The sequence below is a fragment of the Oscillibacter valericigenes genome (genome assembly GCF_016902445.1).
GTDB classification, from domain to species: domain Bacteria; phylum Bacillota; class Clostridia; order Oscillospirales; family Oscillospiraceae; genus Oscillibacter; species Oscillibacter avistercoris.
Genome location: NZ_JACSNX010000001.1, coordinates 419,405 through 433,785 on the forward strand (window position 1 = coordinate 419,405; position 14,381 = coordinate 433,785).

General features: G+C 62.4%; 21 protein-coding genes and 1 other annotated feature. Of the genes, 1 reads left to right on the forward strand and 20 read right to left on the reverse strand.

Annotation, left to right across the window (positions count from 1 at the left end; genetic code table 11):
* Positions 1-74 precede the first annotated feature (74 nt).
* From H9X91_RS02105 to rpmG, 9 genes are all read right to left on the reverse strand, one after another.
* Positions 75-2,228: an ATP-dependent helicase gene (locus H9X91_RS02105; protein WP_204801997.1), complete on the reverse strand. Its 2,154-nt coding sequence runs from the start codon at positions 2,226-2,228 to the stop codon at positions 75-77.
* Between the two features lie 600 nt (positions 2,229-2,828).
* Positions 2,829-3,200 carry a 50S ribosomal protein L7/L12 gene (gene rplL, locus H9X91_RS02110; RefSeq protein ID WP_204801999.1) on the reverse strand — a complete coding sequence of 124 codons (372 nt, stop codon included), beginning with the start codon at positions 3,198-3,200 and terminating at the stop codon, positions 2,829-2,831.
* 50 nt (positions 3,201-3,250) lie between these two features.
* Positions 3,251-3,808, reverse strand: a complete 558-nt coding sequence (rplJ, locus tag H9X91_RS02115; protein ID WP_204802001.1) for a 50S ribosomal protein L10 — start codon at positions 3,806-3,808, stop codon at positions 3,251-3,253.
* Between the two features lies 1 nt (position 3,809).
* Entirely contained in the window at positions 3,810-4,178 is a 369-nt protein-coding gene (locus H9X91_RS02120) for a hypothetical protein (protein ID WP_204802003.1), read from the reverse strand.
* Positions 3,841-3,965 (reverse strand) — a sequence feature (ribosomal protein L10 leader region). (Overlaps the previous gene by 125 nt.)
* Before the next feature lie 157 nt (positions 4,179-4,335).
* Positions 4,336-5,028, reverse strand: coding sequence for a 50S ribosomal protein L1 (rplA, locus tag H9X91_RS02125; RefSeq protein WP_204802005.1), 693 nt, complete (start codon positions 5,026-5,028; stop codon positions 4,336-4,338).
* Positions 5,029-5,133: 105 nt separating this feature from the next.
* A complete protein-coding gene (rplK, locus tag H9X91_RS02130) occupies positions 5,134-5,559 on the reverse strand; it encodes a 50S ribosomal protein L11 (protein WP_204802007.1) in 426 nt (141 codons plus the stop codon).
* A 136-nt stretch (positions 5,560-5,695) separates the two neighbouring features.
* Positions 5,696-6,220 carry a transcription termination/antitermination protein NusG gene (gene nusG, locus H9X91_RS02135; protein ID WP_204802009.1) on the reverse strand — a complete coding sequence of 175 codons (525 nt, stop codon included), beginning with the start codon at positions 6,218-6,220 and terminating at the stop codon, positions 5,696-5,698.
* Between the two features lie 13 nt (positions 6,221-6,233).
* Positions 6,234-6,449, reverse strand: a complete 216-nt coding sequence (gene secE, locus H9X91_RS02140; protein WP_204802011.1) for a preprotein translocase subunit SecE — start codon at positions 6,447-6,449, stop codon at positions 6,234-6,236.
* A gap of 37 nt (positions 6,450-6,486) precedes the next feature.
* Complete coding sequence (rpmG, locus tag H9X91_RS02145; protein WP_021747855.1) at positions 6,487-6,636, reverse strand: 50S ribosomal protein L33; 150 nt, start codon at positions 6,634-6,636, stop codon at positions 6,487-6,489.
* Positions 6,637-6,931: 295 nt separating this feature from the next.
* Between rpmG and ruvX the strand changes: the two genes are divergently transcribed.
* Positions 6,932-7,357, forward strand: a complete 426-nt coding sequence (gene ruvX / locus H9X91_RS02150) for a Holliday junction resolvase RuvX (protein WP_204802013.1) — start codon at positions 6,932-6,934, stop codon at positions 7,355-7,357.
* A 52-nt stretch (positions 7,358-7,409) separates the two neighbouring features.
* On the opposite strand, the gene H9X91_RS02155 is transcribed toward ruvX, so the two are convergent.
* From H9X91_RS02155 to H9X91_RS02205, 11 genes are all read right to left on the reverse strand, one after another.
* Positions 7,410-7,904: a DUF2798 domain-containing protein gene (locus H9X91_RS02155; RefSeq protein WP_204802016.1), complete on the reverse strand. Its 495-nt coding sequence runs from the start codon at positions 7,902-7,904 to the stop codon at positions 7,410-7,412.
* A 220-nt stretch (positions 7,905-8,124) separates the two neighbouring features.
* Positions 8,125-8,823, reverse strand: coding sequence for a DUF6442 family protein (locus tag H9X91_RS02160; protein WP_204802018.1), 699 nt, complete (start codon positions 8,821-8,823; stop codon positions 8,125-8,127).
* Positions 8,824-8,853: 30 nt separating this feature from the next.
* On the reverse strand, positions 8,854-9,258 hold the full coding sequence (locus tag H9X91_RS02165; protein ID WP_204802020.1) for a DUF2178 domain-containing protein: 405 nt from the start codon (positions 9,256-9,258) through the stop codon (positions 8,854-8,856).
* 5 nt (positions 9,259-9,263) lie between these two features.
* Complete coding sequence (locus H9X91_RS02170; protein WP_204802021.1) at positions 9,264-9,692, reverse strand: hypothetical protein; 429 nt, start codon at positions 9,690-9,692, stop codon at positions 9,264-9,266.
* Positions 9,689-9,895, reverse strand: a complete 207-nt coding sequence (locus H9X91_RS02175; protein ID WP_204802024.1) for a hypothetical protein — start codon at positions 9,893-9,895, stop codon at positions 9,689-9,691. Before H9X91_RS02175 ends, H9X91_RS02170 begins: the two co-directional genes overlap by 4 nt.
* Positions 9,879-10,112, reverse strand: a complete 234-nt coding sequence (locus H9X91_RS02180) for a helix-turn-helix transcriptional regulator (protein ID WP_204802026.1) — start codon at positions 10,110-10,112, stop codon at positions 9,879-9,881. Before H9X91_RS02180 ends, H9X91_RS02175 begins: the two co-directional genes overlap by 17 nt.
* A 166-nt stretch (positions 10,113-10,278) precedes the next feature.
* Positions 10,279-11,550 (reverse strand): HAD hydrolase family protein, encoded by a 1,272-nt coding sequence (locus H9X91_RS02185; protein ID WP_204802028.1) that lies wholly within the window; start codon positions 11,548-11,550, stop codon positions 10,279-10,281.
* 324 nt (positions 11,551-11,874) lie between these two features.
* Positions 11,875-12,435, reverse strand: coding sequence for a phosphoribosyltransferase family protein (locus H9X91_RS02190; protein ID WP_204802031.1), 561 nt, complete (start codon positions 12,433-12,435; stop codon positions 11,875-11,877).
* A 118-nt stretch (positions 12,436-12,553) separates the two neighbouring features.
* Positions 12,554-12,958 (reverse strand): hypothetical protein, encoded by a 405-nt coding sequence (locus H9X91_RS02195; RefSeq protein WP_204802033.1) that lies wholly within the window; start codon positions 12,956-12,958, stop codon positions 12,554-12,556.
* Between the two features lie 12 nt (positions 12,959-12,970).
* Positions 12,971-13,795: a hypothetical protein gene (locus tag H9X91_RS02200; protein ID WP_204802035.1), complete on the reverse strand. Its 825-nt coding sequence runs from the start codon at positions 13,793-13,795 to the stop codon at positions 12,971-12,973.
* Entirely contained in the window at positions 13,792-14,343 is a 552-nt protein-coding gene (locus tag H9X91_RS02205) for an RNA polymerase sigma factor (protein ID WP_204802037.1), read from the reverse strand. Before H9X91_RS02205 ends, H9X91_RS02200 begins: the two co-directional genes overlap by 4 nt.
* Between the last annotated feature and the right edge of the window lie 38 nt (positions 14,344-14,381).

Here is a 14,381-nt window from a genome sequence, read left to right on the forward strand (position 1 = left end):
CCATGCACTGCAAAATTTTCTGAAAAAATTCCCCGTCCGGCGGACGGGGAATCCTCTTCCGTGGGTGCAGCGGTTCAGATCCGCTCCAGCTTTGCCCGGAAGGAGATCTTTCGGGGCGTCTCCATCTCATCAAACTGCACCACGTGGGCGCCCCTGTCCATATCCGTATCCAGCACCGTCCCAGGCCCGAACAGGGCGTGCCGCACCCGCTGGCCTGCCGGAAACACCGTCTGCCCATCCGCCTCCGGCAGGCCGGCCTGACTGTGTCCGATGTAATCCCGGGCCCGCCGGATCAGTCCTTCCTCCGGCGGGCGGGTGAAGGTCAGCAGCTTCTCGTCAATGTCCAGAAGGAAGCGGGAGGGGTATCGGGGCGAACCGTCGAAGTTCCGCCCATCCGCCTCAGAGAGGTACAGCTCCTTTTCCGCTCTCGTCACAGCCACGAAGGCCAGCCGCCGCTCCTCCTCCATAGCCTGCCGGGTCCGCACCTTCCGGGAGGGGAATACGCCCTCGTTCATGCCGCAGAGGAAGACACAGGGGAACTCCAGGCCTTTGGCGGCGTGGACGGTCATCAGCTTCACCCTGTCCCCCTGTTCGGCGGTATCCGCATTGGTGAACAGCGCCGCACGGGCCAGATAGTGCTCCAGGGTGACCTCCTCCCCGCAGGTGGTCTCGTACTCGTATACCGACTGCTTCAGCTCCGCCAGGTTGTCCAGCCGCTCCTGGCTGCCCTCGGTGCGGAGCATCTTCTCATAGCCGCTCTCGTTGAGGATGGCCGAAAGCACCTCTGACACCGGCCGGCCCTCATATCCGGCAGCGAAGGACTCGATGAGGCTGATAAACTTTCCGGCCCCGGTTCCTTTTATGATGGGATCCTCCAGGTTGTCCAACAGGGCCTGATACAGCAGGCAGCCCCGCTGTTCCGCGTACTCCTGCAGGAATTCCATCCGCCGCTTGCCCAGGTTCCGTTTGGGCACATTGGCGATCCGCCGGAAGGAGAGGTCATCCTTATAGGCGATCATCCGCAGATAGGAGAGGGCGTCCTTGATCTCCATACGGTCAAAGAACTGAACGCCGCTGTAGATGGTGTATGGGATCTTCTCCTCCAGCAGCACCTCCTCCACCGCCCGGGTCACATAGTGGGCCCGGTAGAGCACCGTCATATCCCGGAAGGGGGTGCCCGCCTCGTGGAGCCGCCGCATCTCCCCCGCCATCCACCGGGCCTCCGCCTCCTGGGTCTGCGCAAAGTGGCAGACCACCGGAGTCCCGGCAGGCAGGATCGGCTTCAGCTCCTTTTTGATGCGATTCCGATTCTTGTCGATCAGGGAGTTGGCCACGGCCAGGATCTCCGGCGTGGAGCGGTAGTTCTCCACCATCAAGATGGTCTGGGTGCCGGGGAATTTCTTGTCAAAGTCCAGCAGGTACTTCACGTCGGCGCCCCGCCAGGTGTAGATGGTCTGGTCCGGGTCCCCCACGATGAAGAGATTCTTGTGGTATCCGCACAGCACTTCCATCAGCTCATACTGCAGCTGGTCGATGTCCTGGAACTCGTCGATCATGATGTATTCCAGCCGCTGCTGCCACTTGATCCGGATGTCGGGCCGCTGCCGGAAGATGTACAGGGAGAATTTGATCAAGTCGTTGTAGTCCAGGCCGAAGCACTTCTTTTCCTGGTAGAGATAGCCGTAGAAGATGATGTCCGCGGGCGTGTCCGCCCGGTCGTACTTCTCTTTCAGGGTGTCCAGGGACATGGTGATCATGTCCTGATAGTAGTCGGGGCGCTTGAACAGCTTCTGGATCTCGATCATGTCCCGGGCGGCGGAAAAGGTCATGTCCCGCAGGGTCAGCCCCCGCTCCTCGTAGATGATCCGAAGCATGGCGTCGATGTCCGAATTGTCCAGCACCAGAAAGCTTCTGGGGTACTGGACGGCATGGCTGTCCTCCCGCAGCACGGCGTCGCAGAAGCCGTGGAACGTGTTGATGTACCCGGTGTCGTTGTCTCCGGTCAGCTGGTGGATGCGCTGGCGCATCTCATTTGCCGACTTGTTGGTGAAGGTGACGCAGAGGATGTTCCCCGGCAGGATGCCCAGCTCGTTCACCAGGTAAGCAAAGCGGTGGGACAGGGCCCGGGTCTTGCCGGAGCCTGCCCCGGCGATGACCCGGACATATCCCTCTGTGGTAGCAACGGCCCGGCGCTGAGCATCGTTGAGGCCGGATAGCAGATCGGTCATAGCGGCATCCTCCTGTCGAACGTTTGTTTCTTCCATGATAACAGAATCGGGGCAGATCCTCAACCTCGGATCTCCGGTGCGGGCAGCACCGTTTTACCCGGAATGAGCCGCTGTCCGGGGGCGGGCCGGCAGGCTGCAGAGCCTGCGGGCAGCGGCGGCGTCATAGCCGCCACGCAGAAGGGCATGGCCGGAAATGCGCTGCCTTCGTTCCGCCGGGCTTCCGCCATCCACCGGGTCGCCACAAAGGGCCGCGCTCTCTCCGGGATGCCGCACGGTTTCGGTGACGGACTGGCCTCCAGACAGATGGTATTCTCCGATCTGCCGGGATCTGCCGCCAGATCGGGCTGCGTCCGCTGCATCCTGCTCCCCGCCGCCTCTCCTGCGAAGCTTTTGTTCTCAGTATACCACAGGCCCCGCTTTCGAACAAGTGTTTGGCTTTGAAAAGCCCCGATCTGGCCTGTGCCCTGCCGAGACCTCCGCTCCAGGCAGGGAGATGTGCAGAAAAGGACCCGAGACAGCCAAGCTGTCTCGGGTCCTTTGATACCGTTTTGCAGAGATATCTTGTCCGCACCCGGCGGACAGGAGCACCTGAAGGGCTGATTACTTCAGCTCGACCTTGGCGCCAGCCTCTTCCAGCTGCTTCTTCAGAGCCTCGGCATCCTCCTTGGAAGCACCCTCCTTCAGGGTCTTGGGAGCGCCCTCGACGGTAGCCTTGGCCTCGGCCAGGCCCTGGCCGGTGATCTCGCGGACGACCTTGATGACCTTGATCTTGGCAGCGGCGTCAAAGCCAGCCAGGACCACGTCGAAGGAGGTCTTCTCCTCAGCGGCGGGAGCAGCAGCGCCGGCGGCGGGAGCAGCCATAGCGGCGGCGGACACGCCGAACTCTTCCTCCAGAGCGTGCACCAGCTCGTTCAGCTCCAGAACGGTCAGGCCCTTGATCTCTTCGATCATAGCGGTAACTTTCTCAGACATTGTAATAGCCTCCTAATTGTAAAATTTAAAAAAGTAAACGGTGCCGTGAATTACTCAGCGGCGGGAGCGGCCTCCTCAGCGGGGGCAGCCTCCTCGGCAGCGGCCACGGGCTCGCCGCCCTTTTCGGCGATCTGCTTCAGGACCACGGCCAGGCCGGTGATGGGCGCCAGCATGGTGCCCAGGAACTGGGCCTGCAGCACGGGCAGAGCGGGAATGGAAGCCAGGGACTGGATGGTCTCCAGAGAGACGGGCTTGCCGTCCATGAAGCCGCCCTTGATCTCGAACTTGTCGTTCAGCTTCTTGGCGTAGTCGCTCATCACGCGGGCGGGAGCGACCACATCGCTGTCACACAGAGCCAGAGACGTGGTGCCGTTGAGCAGACCGTCCAGCTCGTTCAGGCCGGTGTTGTTGAAGGCAAAGCGGAGCAGGGTGTTCTTGACAACGGCATAGTCGACGCCGTTCTCCCGGCACTCTCTGCGCAGCGCGGTGTCCTCCTCAACGGTGATGCCCTTGTAGTCCACGAGCACGCCGGCGGAAGCTTTCTGGATCTTCTCAGTCAGCTCGGCCACGATGGCCTGCTTTTCGGATAAGACCTTTGCGTTAGGCATTCTAGTGTTCACCTCCAGGAAAATTGTCGGTGCGTTCAAAAAAGGAACCGTCCCTGTGCGCAAAGACACAGGGACGGATAGCAAAGCAAGTTTGCCGCCCTCGGCAGGATTTACGGCTCACGCCACCTGCTGTCTTTGGAACGCATCTGGTATTATATTTAATTCTTGCCAAAATGTCAAGAACTAAATAACAGTTTTCCCCCAATTCCCGCAAATCCGGGAAAAGGGCCAGGAAAAAACCTCCGGTTTTTTCCGGTTCTTCCGCCGCAAGGCGGAAGAAGAAAATCAAATCATTTTCGGCAGGGCGTGTACCTGCCGAAAATTCATTGACCCGCGCGCCGGGGGCGCGCACACCAGTGACCGACGTCACTGGGAAACAGCCGAAACGCCGCCTGTGGCGGAAAAAGTGAGGCTGTTTCGAGGTAGCGGCGCGATTGGCGGCCCAAATAGGGCCGGGAATCGCAATGCCGCAACGGTGGAGCCGAGTGGGGTGGTTCGGAGGGGAGCCTGCTCCCCTCCGAAAGATGTTAGATCATCTTCGCCGTGTTCATCTTCACGCCGGGGCCCATGGTGGACGCAGCCACGCAGCTGCGGATATACTGGCCCTTGGCGGCGGCGGGCTTCGCCTTCACGATGGCACCCATCAGGGCGTTGAAGTTCTCGGTCAGCTTCTCGGGGCCGAAGGACACCTTGCCGATGGGGCAGTGGATGATGTTGGTCTTGTCCAGGCGGTACTCGATCTTACCGGCCTTGACCTCCTGCACAGCCTTGGCCACGTCGGGGGTGACGGTGCCGGCCTTGGGAGAGGGCATCAAGCCCTTGGGGCCCAGGACCTTACCGAGGCGGCCCACAACGCCCATCATGTCGGGGCTGGCGACCACCACGTCGAACTCGAACCAGTTCTCCTTCTGGATCTTCTCCACCATGTCCATATCGCCCACGTAATCCGCGCCGGCTTCCCGGGCAGCGTCGGCCTTGTCGCCCTTGGCGAACACCAGGACCCGGACGGTCTTGCCGGTGCCGTGGGGCAGCACGATGGCGCCGCGGACCTGCTGGTCGGCGTGACGGGAGTCCACGCCCAGCTTCACATGCAGCTCAACGGTCTCATCGAACTTGGCGCTGGCGGTCTTGCAGATCAGCGCCATGCCGTCAGCAGCTTCGTACAGCATGGTCTTGTCGATCTGCTTGGCACTTTCCTTATATTTCTTGCCTCTAAACAATGTTACTTCCTCCTCATAGTGGTTCTTCGGAATTGGATCCTCCCACTGTATGGTGCGGCCTCCTGCGGCCGCTCAACTGTTTGGAATGGTCGGTGAAAACCGGGCTCAGTCGCCGACGACGACGCCCATGGAGCGGGCGGTACCGGCGATCATGCTCATGGCGGACTCCAGGCTGGCGGCATTCAGGTCCTTCATCTTGATCTCAGCGATCTTCTGGACGGAGGCCTTGGAGATGGTGGCCACCTTGGTCTTGTTGGGGACGCCGGAGCCGGACTCGATGTTGCACTCCTTCTTGATCAGGACGGCTGCGGGAGGCGTCTTGGTGATGAAGGAGAAGGAGCGGTCAGCGTACACGGTGATGACCACGGGGATGATCATGCCCATGTCGTTCTTGGTACGCTCGTTGAACTCCTTGGTGAAGGCGGCGATGTTCACGCCGTGCTGGCCCAGAGCGGGACCAACGGGGGGCGCGGGAGTTGCCTTGCCTGCGGGGATCTGCAGTTTCACATAACCAGTAATCTTCTGTGCCACGGAGTAGCACCTCCTAAATCTATGAATGTGGTGGCGGCGCAGGGGCCGTCTTTGGCGGGGCGGTGAATGCCCCTCCCACTTTTCCGCCGGAGACGCCCGGCGGCTGCGGCGCCGCGAGCGGCGCTGTTGGTTTCGATCAGTCCTGGACTTCCACCTGGTCCAGTTCCAGTTCCACCGGTGTCTCGCGGCCGAACATGGAGACCATCACGCTGACCCGATTCTTCTCGGGCTCGATCTCCTCCACCACGCCGGTGAAGCTGGCCAGGGGGCCGTCCACGATCTTCACGTGGTCGCCCACGTTGTACTTGACCACGATCTCATGCTTTTCCATGCCCATGGCCAGGACCTCCTCCTCCGTGAGGGGGATGGCCTTGTTGGCGGAGCCCACGAAGCCGGTGACGCCGCGGACGTTCCGCACCAGATGCCAGGTATCGTCGGTCATGACCATCTTGATCAGCACATAGCCGGGGAACACCTTCCGCTCCACCTCTTTGGTGGCGCCGGAATCCGTGACCTCGGTCACGGTCTCCATGGGGACCTCGATCCGCAGGATCATGTCCTCCATGCCGCGGCCGGTGACGAACTTCTCAATGCTGGTCTTGACAGCGTTCTCATAGCCGGAATAGGTATGCACCACATACCACTTCGCGCTCTCTGCCATGTCGCTACCTCGATCAGGCGCCAAACAGGCTGAGGATCATCTGGACGGCAGTGACCATGACAAAGTCAAAGACCCAGATGCACACGCCGATGGCCAGGGAGCAAAGGAGCACGGTACCGGTGTTCTTCGCGACGGTCTTCCGGTCGGGCCAGACGACCTTCTTCAGTTCGCTTTTCATTTCGCGGAACCACTGTCCGCGGCTCTTTCTCTTCTTGACTTCTTCTGCCATAACGTTTTACACGCCCTTTCTCATCATTCGTTACCGCTTACTTGGTCTCGGTATGGAGCGTGTGCTTCTTGCAGAAGGGGCAGTACTTGTTCAGTTCCAGCTTATCCGGAGTGTTCTTCTTGTTCTTCATGGTGTTGTAGTTTCTCTGCTTGCACTCGTTGCATCTCAAAGTGACTTTCACGCGCATCTAACGGCACCTCCTTATTATTGGTATCCCGTCCGGCACACCGGCAGGATCCCGATTGCCTCCCTGCAGCTTTGCGGGCAGATCTCCATGGCTGAAAAGCGAAAAAAGCGCATGAAAAGAAAGCCCTATTTCACAGGTAATAGAGATTGTACCACAGGTCAAGTCCCCGGTCAACCTCTTTTTTGAAAAAATGTCAGGATTTTTCCGCCTTGCGCGGCCCGGTCCGGTGTGCTATCCTAAGAGCAGGAAAAACGCGCCATACCGGCGCTTATTCTGCCCTGGAAAGGAGACCACCATGCGCATCCTGGCCATCGACTACGGCGACGCCCACACCGGTATCGCCGTCTCTGACCCCACCGGCTTCCTGGCTGGCTTCACCACCGTCATCGACGCCTACCGCCCCGACATCGTGGCGGAGCGGATCGCGCTTCTCGCCAGGGAGCACGGCGCGGAGCGGCTGGTGCTGGGCCATCCCATCAACATGGACGGCACCCGCGGCCCCCGCTCGGAAAAGGCGCAGGCCATGCGGCAGCTGCTGGAGGAGACCACCGGCCTGCCGGTGGTGCTGTGGGACGAGCGGCGCACCACCATCGACGCCCACCAGATCCTCTTCAACAGCGGCAAGAACGCCAAAAAGCGGAAGAAGGTGGTGGATGCCGTGGCCGCGTCGCTGATCCTGGAGGGCTATCTCACCTATCTGAAGAATCACCCGGAGGGCTGACAGCAGGCGGTCCCGGACGCAGACGCGTCCGGGACTGCTTTTTTGCGCAGGGTCATTCCGCCGCTTCTTCCGCGCAGGCGGAGGCAGCTGCCGCAGCGGGCACCAGCAGCCGGAACAGGCGGCGCACCAGCGGGCCGCAGAAGAAGATCTGCCAGAAGAACGCCATGGGGAAGTTCTTCACGACCGTCTGGAGCCAGGCCGGGACGAACTCGGCGCCGGGCCGCTGGAAGAGCGCCGTGGCCCAGAGGCTCATGGCCGGGCACATGACGCAGACCGTCATGGCGGACCGGGCCAGGACGGCGGCCAGAGGCCACTCCCGGGGCACCGCCAGCCGTGCCGCCAGGCGGGCGGCCAGGGGCTCTCCCGCCACCGTGCTGGTGAGGAAGCAAAGCACGAACATCAGCGGCAGCTCCCTCAGGGCTTCCAGGATCCCGGCGTTGGTGAGGCCGCCGTTCCGCAGCCCCGTGTTGTACAGCTCCATGGCCAGCACCATGAAGAAGGACATCAGCAGGCCGAAGAGCACCTTCTGTCCAGTCGTTTTTGGCATGATGATCCACACTCCTTCGTTTCTGCGGAAAAAGAACAGGCGCAGCCTATTCCCCATAGACTACGCCCGTCGGACTTATTTCTATCGCATATGGACTTTTCCGCTGTGTTGTTATATTCTATTATACCTTTCGGAAGGGCTCCGCTGTAATAGGCACCGGCGGAGAAAATCCCTCGGCGCCCGGCCTCCGATTCCGGCAATGTCACCAAATGCCGGGCGGTCACCTCTTCAGCTTCAGGAGCTTCCGGATCAGCTCATCCCGCCGGCGGCTGAACTTGCCCAGCAGGTGGGCGCCGCCCGCCACGAAAAACAGCGCCGCCAAAAGCTCCGGCTGCTGGAAGCCCAGCCGGGCGAACAGCGGGGCGCTGATGGCCGCCACCGCCGCCAGGGCCGCCGCCATCACGGCGCCCATCCGCAGCAGCAGTCCGGCGGTGGAGACGGACTGGAAATACTGTTCCCACCGGTCCCCCTCCATGTGCCCGATCCTGTGGGCCAGCCAGAAGATCCCCAGCAGCAGCCCCGCCCAGAGCAGACCCGCGATCTTGACCAGCACCCGGCACAGCACCGCGTAGCCGACCAGCCGGGAGAGGGACATGCCGGCGGACCAGGCCTGCCGGAAGTAGGCCCCCAGCAGGATCGCCGCCCCGGCGGCGGTCAGCAGGCCCCAGGCCAGATAGAGCTTCTCCCGGTCCTGCCCGAATCGGCAGAAGCCCTTCACGGCACCCCAGATGAAGGTCAGGCACAGCAGGGCCATCCAGGCAGGATCCCCCTGCAGCAGGCAGGCGGCGGCAAGCAGCTGGGTCACCAGCAGCACGGCGTTTCCCGCCCGGCGGCCGGCCTCCGCCTCCACCTCCCGGTCCCGCTCGTCCCGGACCAGGTGCAGGTCCCGGACCTGCTTCAGATCCTCACTTCGTTCCATACAGTCTCCTTTTGCAAGAGGCCCGCGGCCTCACATCCGTTTTTCATAGTAGACCTCCGCCCCCAGCAGGGCAGCAAAGGCGGCGATGGCCACCGCGTCCAGGGTGACGGTCACCGCCAGGGCCGCCGGCATCCGGCTGATCCCATAGATCACAAGGGCTGCGATGCCTGCGGCCCAGCAGCCGTTGGCCACGATCCGGTAAGCCAGCCAGGCGCTCTTGCGGCTGACGGCCTCGTCCCGCTCATCCACCCGGGGGAGCCGGGAATCCCGGGACAACGACCACCACAGATCGAAGCCGCCGGCGGCCAGCAGGAGCACCAGAGAGATCAGCCACTTTGCCTGAAAGCCCGTCACCAGCAGCACAGCGCCGCAGGCCGCCGCCAGGGCAAGGCTGACAATGCCGGCAAAAAAATTCCGTCGGTTGTAGATTCGCATACCGCTCACCCCCTGAACTCATAGTAGAAATCGCTGACAATCCGGGTGATCCAGCCCACGATCAGCAGCACCATGCAGGGCAGGGCCGTCTGGATGTAGACCTCCTGCTCCCCCGACCGCCACCAGCCGATGAAGCATCCGGCCAGCATGGCAAAGTTCAGCCAGAACAGCACCCGGAAGGTGAGCGCCCGGCCCCGCAGGGCGTTGTAGCGGCTGCGTTCGTCCCGGTCCTCAGCCTTGTCCTGGCGGGCCTTCTCCCGGTCCAGGCTCCGCAGGATGCCGCTGAGTCCGCCCAGGATCATCAGCACCGTCAGCACGGCGTCCTTCAGGTCGAAGGTCTCCCAGCCCACGAACAGGCAGGTGCCCGGCAGGGCCAGTCCCAGGAGCAGACTGCCCACGCTGGCCCAGAATTTCTTTTTGTAGTAGATCTTCATCGCGCAGGGCCCTCCTTCCGCTTTGCCGGCAACTCCGTGGCCCCGGCGCAGAAGGTCACGAGCCCCGCTGTCACCAGCACAGCAGCCACCGCCGCCAGACCGATCCGCTGCCGGTCCGCCAGGCAGACGTATAAGATCAGGCCGATCCCCAGGACCAGCTCCAGAATGCCGGCGGTCATCTGCCGCTTATGCCCAGTCTTCATTTTCCCGGTCCTCCTGTTCCTTGTTCTCCGCCAGGCAGTACAGGTCCTCCACCGTGGTGCGGAACACCAGCGCCAGCCGATAGGCCAGCAGCAGCGACGGGTTGTACTGCCCCTTCTCCAGGGAGATGATGGTGCGGGAGGACACGTGGACCAGGTCCGCCAGCTGCTGCTGGGTCATGCCGGCCTCTGTTCGCAGCTCCCGCACACGGTTTTTCACGGCCCTCGCTCCTCCCCGAAAACATGAAGTTTCCTTCTCGTGAAGCATCTTTCACATGAAGGATACTTCATATTATACACACATCCGTTCAGCTGTCAACCCCCTCTCCCGTTTTTTTCAAAAAAAGACGGAGCCGCAGCTCCGTCTCTGTCCGTTTGCACCTGGCCTATTTTTTTCTCTCCCAGAGATAGGGCTCGAACAGCCGCCCGAGCCGCTTCACCGCCTGGTTGACGCCGCCCCGGATCACCACGTCTCCGCAGCCCTCCCGAGTGGTCAGCACCACGCTGCGCTCCATGCCCAGTTCCCGCTTCAGCCGGTCCAGCATATCCTCCCGGGAAGCAGACCGCTCATAGATCTTCAGATAGCTGTATCCGGGATACTCTGCCGATGGGTAGAGCCGCACCTTCACCTGTTCCAGCAGCCCCGCCTTCCCAAGAGCGTCGTACAGGGCCTGGATCCGCTCTGTCAGGTCGATGCCCATCAGATACAGGATGGGGCAGTCCTTGTAGTACTCCCGGCTGACATAGTTCCGGTAGGGGGAGGTCCGCAGCTTCTCGAAGATGGCCTGCTCCGTCTCATGACGGAAGGTGCCGTAGTAGATCATCAGGTTGTCATCCAGCACACCGTTGAGAAAGCAGTGGATATCCTGAGCCTGGAACACTGCCTCGCACTGCAGGGCCAGCTCCTTGGGCAGGACGCAGGTATGGAGATACCGCTTCTGCCCCATGTCGTACAGGGCCGCCCCGTCCATGACGATGACCGGCAGCCGCAGCCGCAGGTCCCGGGTGGCCTCCCGCACGGAGGCGGGGGTCCGCATGGTGGACAGGGTGAACTGCATCCCGTCGTCCAGCATCCGGTTCAGACTCACCCGGCTGTAGGGCGTCAGCGTCCCCTGCTCTGTCAGCAGCAGGCCGTCCAGCCCGGAGACGAACAGGACGTCCCGCCGCTTCCGGCGAGGCAGCTGAAAGGCGTTGACGGCGATGCCCACCGCGATCCCCACCAGCGTCTCCGACGCCCGGTACCAGGCAAAGATCCAGGGGCTGGCATCCGTCACATGGGTGACCGTGATGCTGAGGAACACGATGCCGGAGAGAGCCGCCGCGTTGGCGGACTTCAGCGCCACGGAGATCCACAGCGTGGGCACCGTCACCGCCGCGATAACCACATAGCCCGTCAGCGTCCCCCGGATGTCCAGCGCCATCTCCAGCAGCAGCGTGGCGATGCCGAACACGGAGCCGATGGCAGTGCCCACCGTCCGCTGGATGGCCATGCGCTTCGTGTCCTCCGCATAGGGCTGGACGCACAGCAGCGCCGCGATGGAGGAATAGATGCGCATGTCCTCACGGTCCACCACCATGGACACCAGCAGGCAGATCAGCACTGCCGCCGCTGTTTTGACCATCCGCATCCCGATCGGCGGTACGGCGTGATCTGTCATAGAGGCCTCCTTTCAGCCGGCCCGGCCGGCCTGATTTCTGCGTCTCTCCTATTGTAGCATGGTTTCAGGATTTTACAAGTTCTTTACAAAAGCAAAAAGGCGCACCGCAGATGCGGTGCGCCTTCAGCTTGTCGAAAAAGTCTTTTCGACAAGCTGCCTGCGTTTTTCAGAACTTTGAAACGTTCTGAAAAACGGTTGATTGAAAACGAAAGACACCCTTCCTGGGTTTCTTTCGTAGCTATCTTCCTTCCCGTTTCCCCGGACCTCCGGGTTTCCCGACAGTCTGAAGGCGCACCGCAGATGCGGTGCGCCTTTCTTCTCCTCTCAGGCCTTGACTGTGCCGTCCGCGTTGAACAGCGGCAGCTTTTCCAGGAACTTGATGTCCGTCCGCTCTGCGGCGTCGCCCTCCGCCAGAACGGCCACCCGTCCGGTGACGGTGCCGCCCGCCAGGGCCACCAGCTCCTCCATGGCGTGGAGAGAGCCGCCGGTGGAGATCACGTCATCCATCAGCAGGATCCGCTTGCCCCGGATCAGCTCGGCGTCGTCCCGGCCCAGGTACAGCCGCTGGGTGCCGGCGGTGGTGATGGAGCTGTCCTCCACGTGGATGGGGTCCGGCATATAGGCCTTGGGGCCCTTCCGGGCGATGAAGTACTTCTTCGCGCTAGACTGGCGAGCCATCTCATGGATCAGGGGGATGCTCTTGGCCTCCGCCGTCAGCATATAGTCGTAGTCGTCCGCCGGGACCAGCTTCAAAAGCTCCCGGGCGCAGGCCACGGTCAGCTCCGCGTCGCCGAACACGATGAACGCGCCGATGTACAGGTCGTCTGTCACCTTGCAGATGGGCAGGTCCCGCTGCAGGCCCGCCACGGTCATGGGATACGTCATATCAGGTGCCTCCTCTTTCTCATTCCCTCAGGTGGGTGGTGCCTGGGAGGCACCGTACCTATTATATAATTTGCGTGGGAAAAGTCAAGAAGGCTCTGCGTTGTCCGGCCCGGGACGCTCAGGGGCGGTCTCCGCCGGGCAGGAGCACGCCATCGCCATCAACCTGTGCGGGTACGCACAGATACCATGCGCCGTCATGCAGCAGGGCAAGGCCGCCTTCGGCCGGGGCGTAGGGCAGAGCCGCCTCCCGGCTGAAATTCTGCTGGCCGTCTTTTTCGGGAAAGGTCTCTGTATAGGAGTCCACACAGCCGGTGATCTCCGCCTCGTCCACCGTCCCGGCAGGCAGAGGATTCACCGAAACCAGGTAAACCGTGCCGTCCACCATGATGGCGGCAGGGTAATCCCCCGTCCTGTCCGGCCGTGTAAATTTTCCCAAGGCTGCCAGCAGTGCGACGGCCAGGAGCAGCGCCAGCAGCAGGCCCTTTCCGGGGGAAATCCTCCACTTTTTCTCAGGTTCTGCCATACGGTTCCCCTCCTACTGTTCCAGCAGCCCCCGGAGGTAGGCCGTCACGTCATCCAGTGTCACCGTCTCCCCGCTTGACGCCGGGATGTCGTAGACCTCCGAGGCGTAGGAGACGCCGTCGCCTGTGTCCAGGAACAGGAAGCGGCGGCCCTCGTCCATGTAGAGCTCCGCCAGGTCGGCGTAGCAGAAGTAGTCGTCGCCGCTGCTCCAGCCGGTGTCCGGCGTGGCGATGCGGGGCATGAACACCGCCTTGCTGCCCACGGCCAGGTTCTCCAGGTCCACGGAGATGGAGGTGGTGACCCCAGGCCCGCCTCGATACGCCACGTTGTAGGTATCCCCCGCCGCCAGATCTCCCCGAATACAGTCGGAGACCTCCACAGAGGCCACGGTGTAGGTCTCCTCCAGGCCGCCCACGGTAACTTCGAAGTACCGCAGCCCTGTCACCGTGCCCCGGAAGATCACGGTGTCCAAGTTCAAAATCTCCTCCGGGGACAGCCAGATCACATCAGCGGTACTTTCTTCTCTATCACTCTTGTCAAATAATTGGTTCCACCAGTGATCTGCGCCCGAGCCGTCGATCTCCCGGATCTCCGTTCCCACGGAGTACTGAGGGGCCGCCGGGGCGTCGGCGCTCTCCTGGGCAGTCTCCTGGTCAGAGACACCGCCGATGCCCAGCCGGCTCACGCCGATGGCCCCCGCCAGCACCACCGCCAGGCAGGCCGCCAGGGCCCCATACCGCCGCCAGCGGGCGGCGGTCTTGTTCGGCTTCTCCGCCGCATCCATGATTTGGTCCTCCCGGACCTCCCCCACGGCGCGGAACAGCTCTTCTCTCGTCATAGCGCGTATCCCTCCCGGGTCAGATGTTCCCGCAGCCCCTTCCGGGTGCGGTGAAGCAGGGATTTCACCTTGGATGTGGTGTAGCCGTACCGGCGGGCAATGTCCTCCAGGCTGTCGCCGTACCAGTACCGCCGGAGAAAGGCCCGCCGGGCCGCCGGAGACACCGTGTCCAGATAATCGGAAATGGCCTCCCCCAGAGCGCGGAGGTCCAGCGTCTCTTCCAGCGGCGTGCCGGAGACGCACTCCCCCAGCTCCTCCAGCACCGCCGGCAGGGCGCCCCTGCACTGGGCGGTGTTGTAGTCGTACCGGTCCAGGGCGGTGTTTCGGGCGATGCGGCCCAGGAAGGGCGGCAGGCGCAAAGGCCGCTGGGGCGGCATGGCGTTCCAGGCCCCCAGCCAAGTGTCGTTCAGGCACTCCTCGCTGTCCCGGCCGTCCCCCAGGAGCCGCCGGATGATGGCGCGGCAGTAGGCGCCGTATTTGGCTGCGGTGGCCCGGATGGCCTCCTCGGAGCGGGCCCAGTACAGTGCCACGATGTCCTTGTCCTCCATGGTGATCCCTCTCTTTTGAAAGCTGCTTTCAACTATCA

What these genes read in the sequence shown, in the direction of transcription:
- H9X91_RS02105 (WP_204801997.1), bottom strand. Translation starts at nt 2,228, where the DNA reads ATGACCGATCTGCTATCCGGCCTCAACGATGCTCAGCGCCGGGCCGTT.
- rplL (WP_204801999.1), bottom strand. Translation starts at nt 3,200, where the DNA reads ATGTCTGAGAAAGTTACCGCTATGATCGAAGAGATCAAGGGCCTGACC.
- rplJ (WP_204802001.1), bottom strand. Translation starts at nt 3,808, where the DNA reads ATGCCTAACGCAAAGGTCTTATCCGAAAAGCAGGCCATCGTGGCCGAG.
- nusG (WP_204802009.1), bottom strand. Translation starts at nt 6,220, where the DNA reads ATGGCAGAGAGCGCGAAGTGGTATGTGGTGCATACCTATTCCGGCTAT.
- secE (WP_204802011.1), bottom strand. Translation starts at nt 6,449, where the DNA reads ATGGCAGAAGAAGTCAAGAAGAGAAAGAGCCGCGGACAGTGGTTCCGC.
- rpmG (WP_021747855.1), bottom strand. Translation starts at nt 6,636, where the DNA reads ATGCGCGTGAAAGTCACTTTGAGATGCAACGAGTGCAAGCAGAGAAAC.
- ruvX (WP_204802013.1), top strand. Translation starts at nt 6,932, where the DNA reads ATGCGCATCCTGGCCATCGACTACGGCGACGCCCACACCGGTATCGCC.
- H9X91_RS02155 (WP_204802016.1), bottom strand. Translation starts at nt 7,904, where the DNA reads ATGCCAAAAACGACTGGACAGAAGGTGCTCTTCGGCCTGCTGATGTCC.
- H9X91_RS02160 (WP_204802018.1), bottom strand. Translation starts at nt 8,823, where the DNA reads ATGGAACGAAGTGAGGATCTGAAGCAGGTCCGGGACCTGCACCTGGTC.
- H9X91_RS02165 (WP_204802020.1), bottom strand. Translation starts at nt 9,258, where the DNA reads ATGCGAATCTACAACCGACGGAATTTTTTTGCCGGCATTGTCAGCCTT.
- H9X91_RS02170 (WP_204802021.1), bottom strand. Translation starts at nt 9,692, where the DNA reads ATGAAGATCTACTACAAAAAGAAATTCTGGGCCAGCGTGGGCAGTCTG.
- H9X91_RS02175 (WP_204802024.1), bottom strand. Translation starts at nt 9,895, where the DNA reads ATGAAGACTGGGCATAAGCGGCAGATGACCGCCGGCATTCTGGAGCTG.
- H9X91_RS02185 (WP_204802028.1), bottom strand. Translation starts at nt 11,550, where the DNA reads ATGACAGATCACGCCGTACCGCCGATCGGGATGCGGATGGTCAAAACA.
- H9X91_RS02190 (WP_204802031.1), bottom strand. Translation starts at nt 12,435, where the DNA reads ATGACGTATCCCATGACCGTGGCGGGCCTGCAGCGGGACCTGCCCATC.
- H9X91_RS02195 (WP_204802033.1), bottom strand. Translation starts at nt 12,958, where the DNA reads ATGGCAGAACCTGAGAAAAAGTGGAGGATTTCCCCCGGAAAGGGCCTG.
- H9X91_RS02200 (WP_204802035.1), bottom strand. Translation starts at nt 13,795, where the DNA reads ATGACGAGAGAAGAGCTGTTCCGCGCCGTGGGGGAGGTCCGGGAGGAC.
- H9X91_RS02205 (WP_204802037.1), bottom strand. Translation starts at nt 14,343, where the DNA reads ATGGAGGACAAGGACATCGTGGCACTGTACTGGGCCCGCTCCGAGGAG.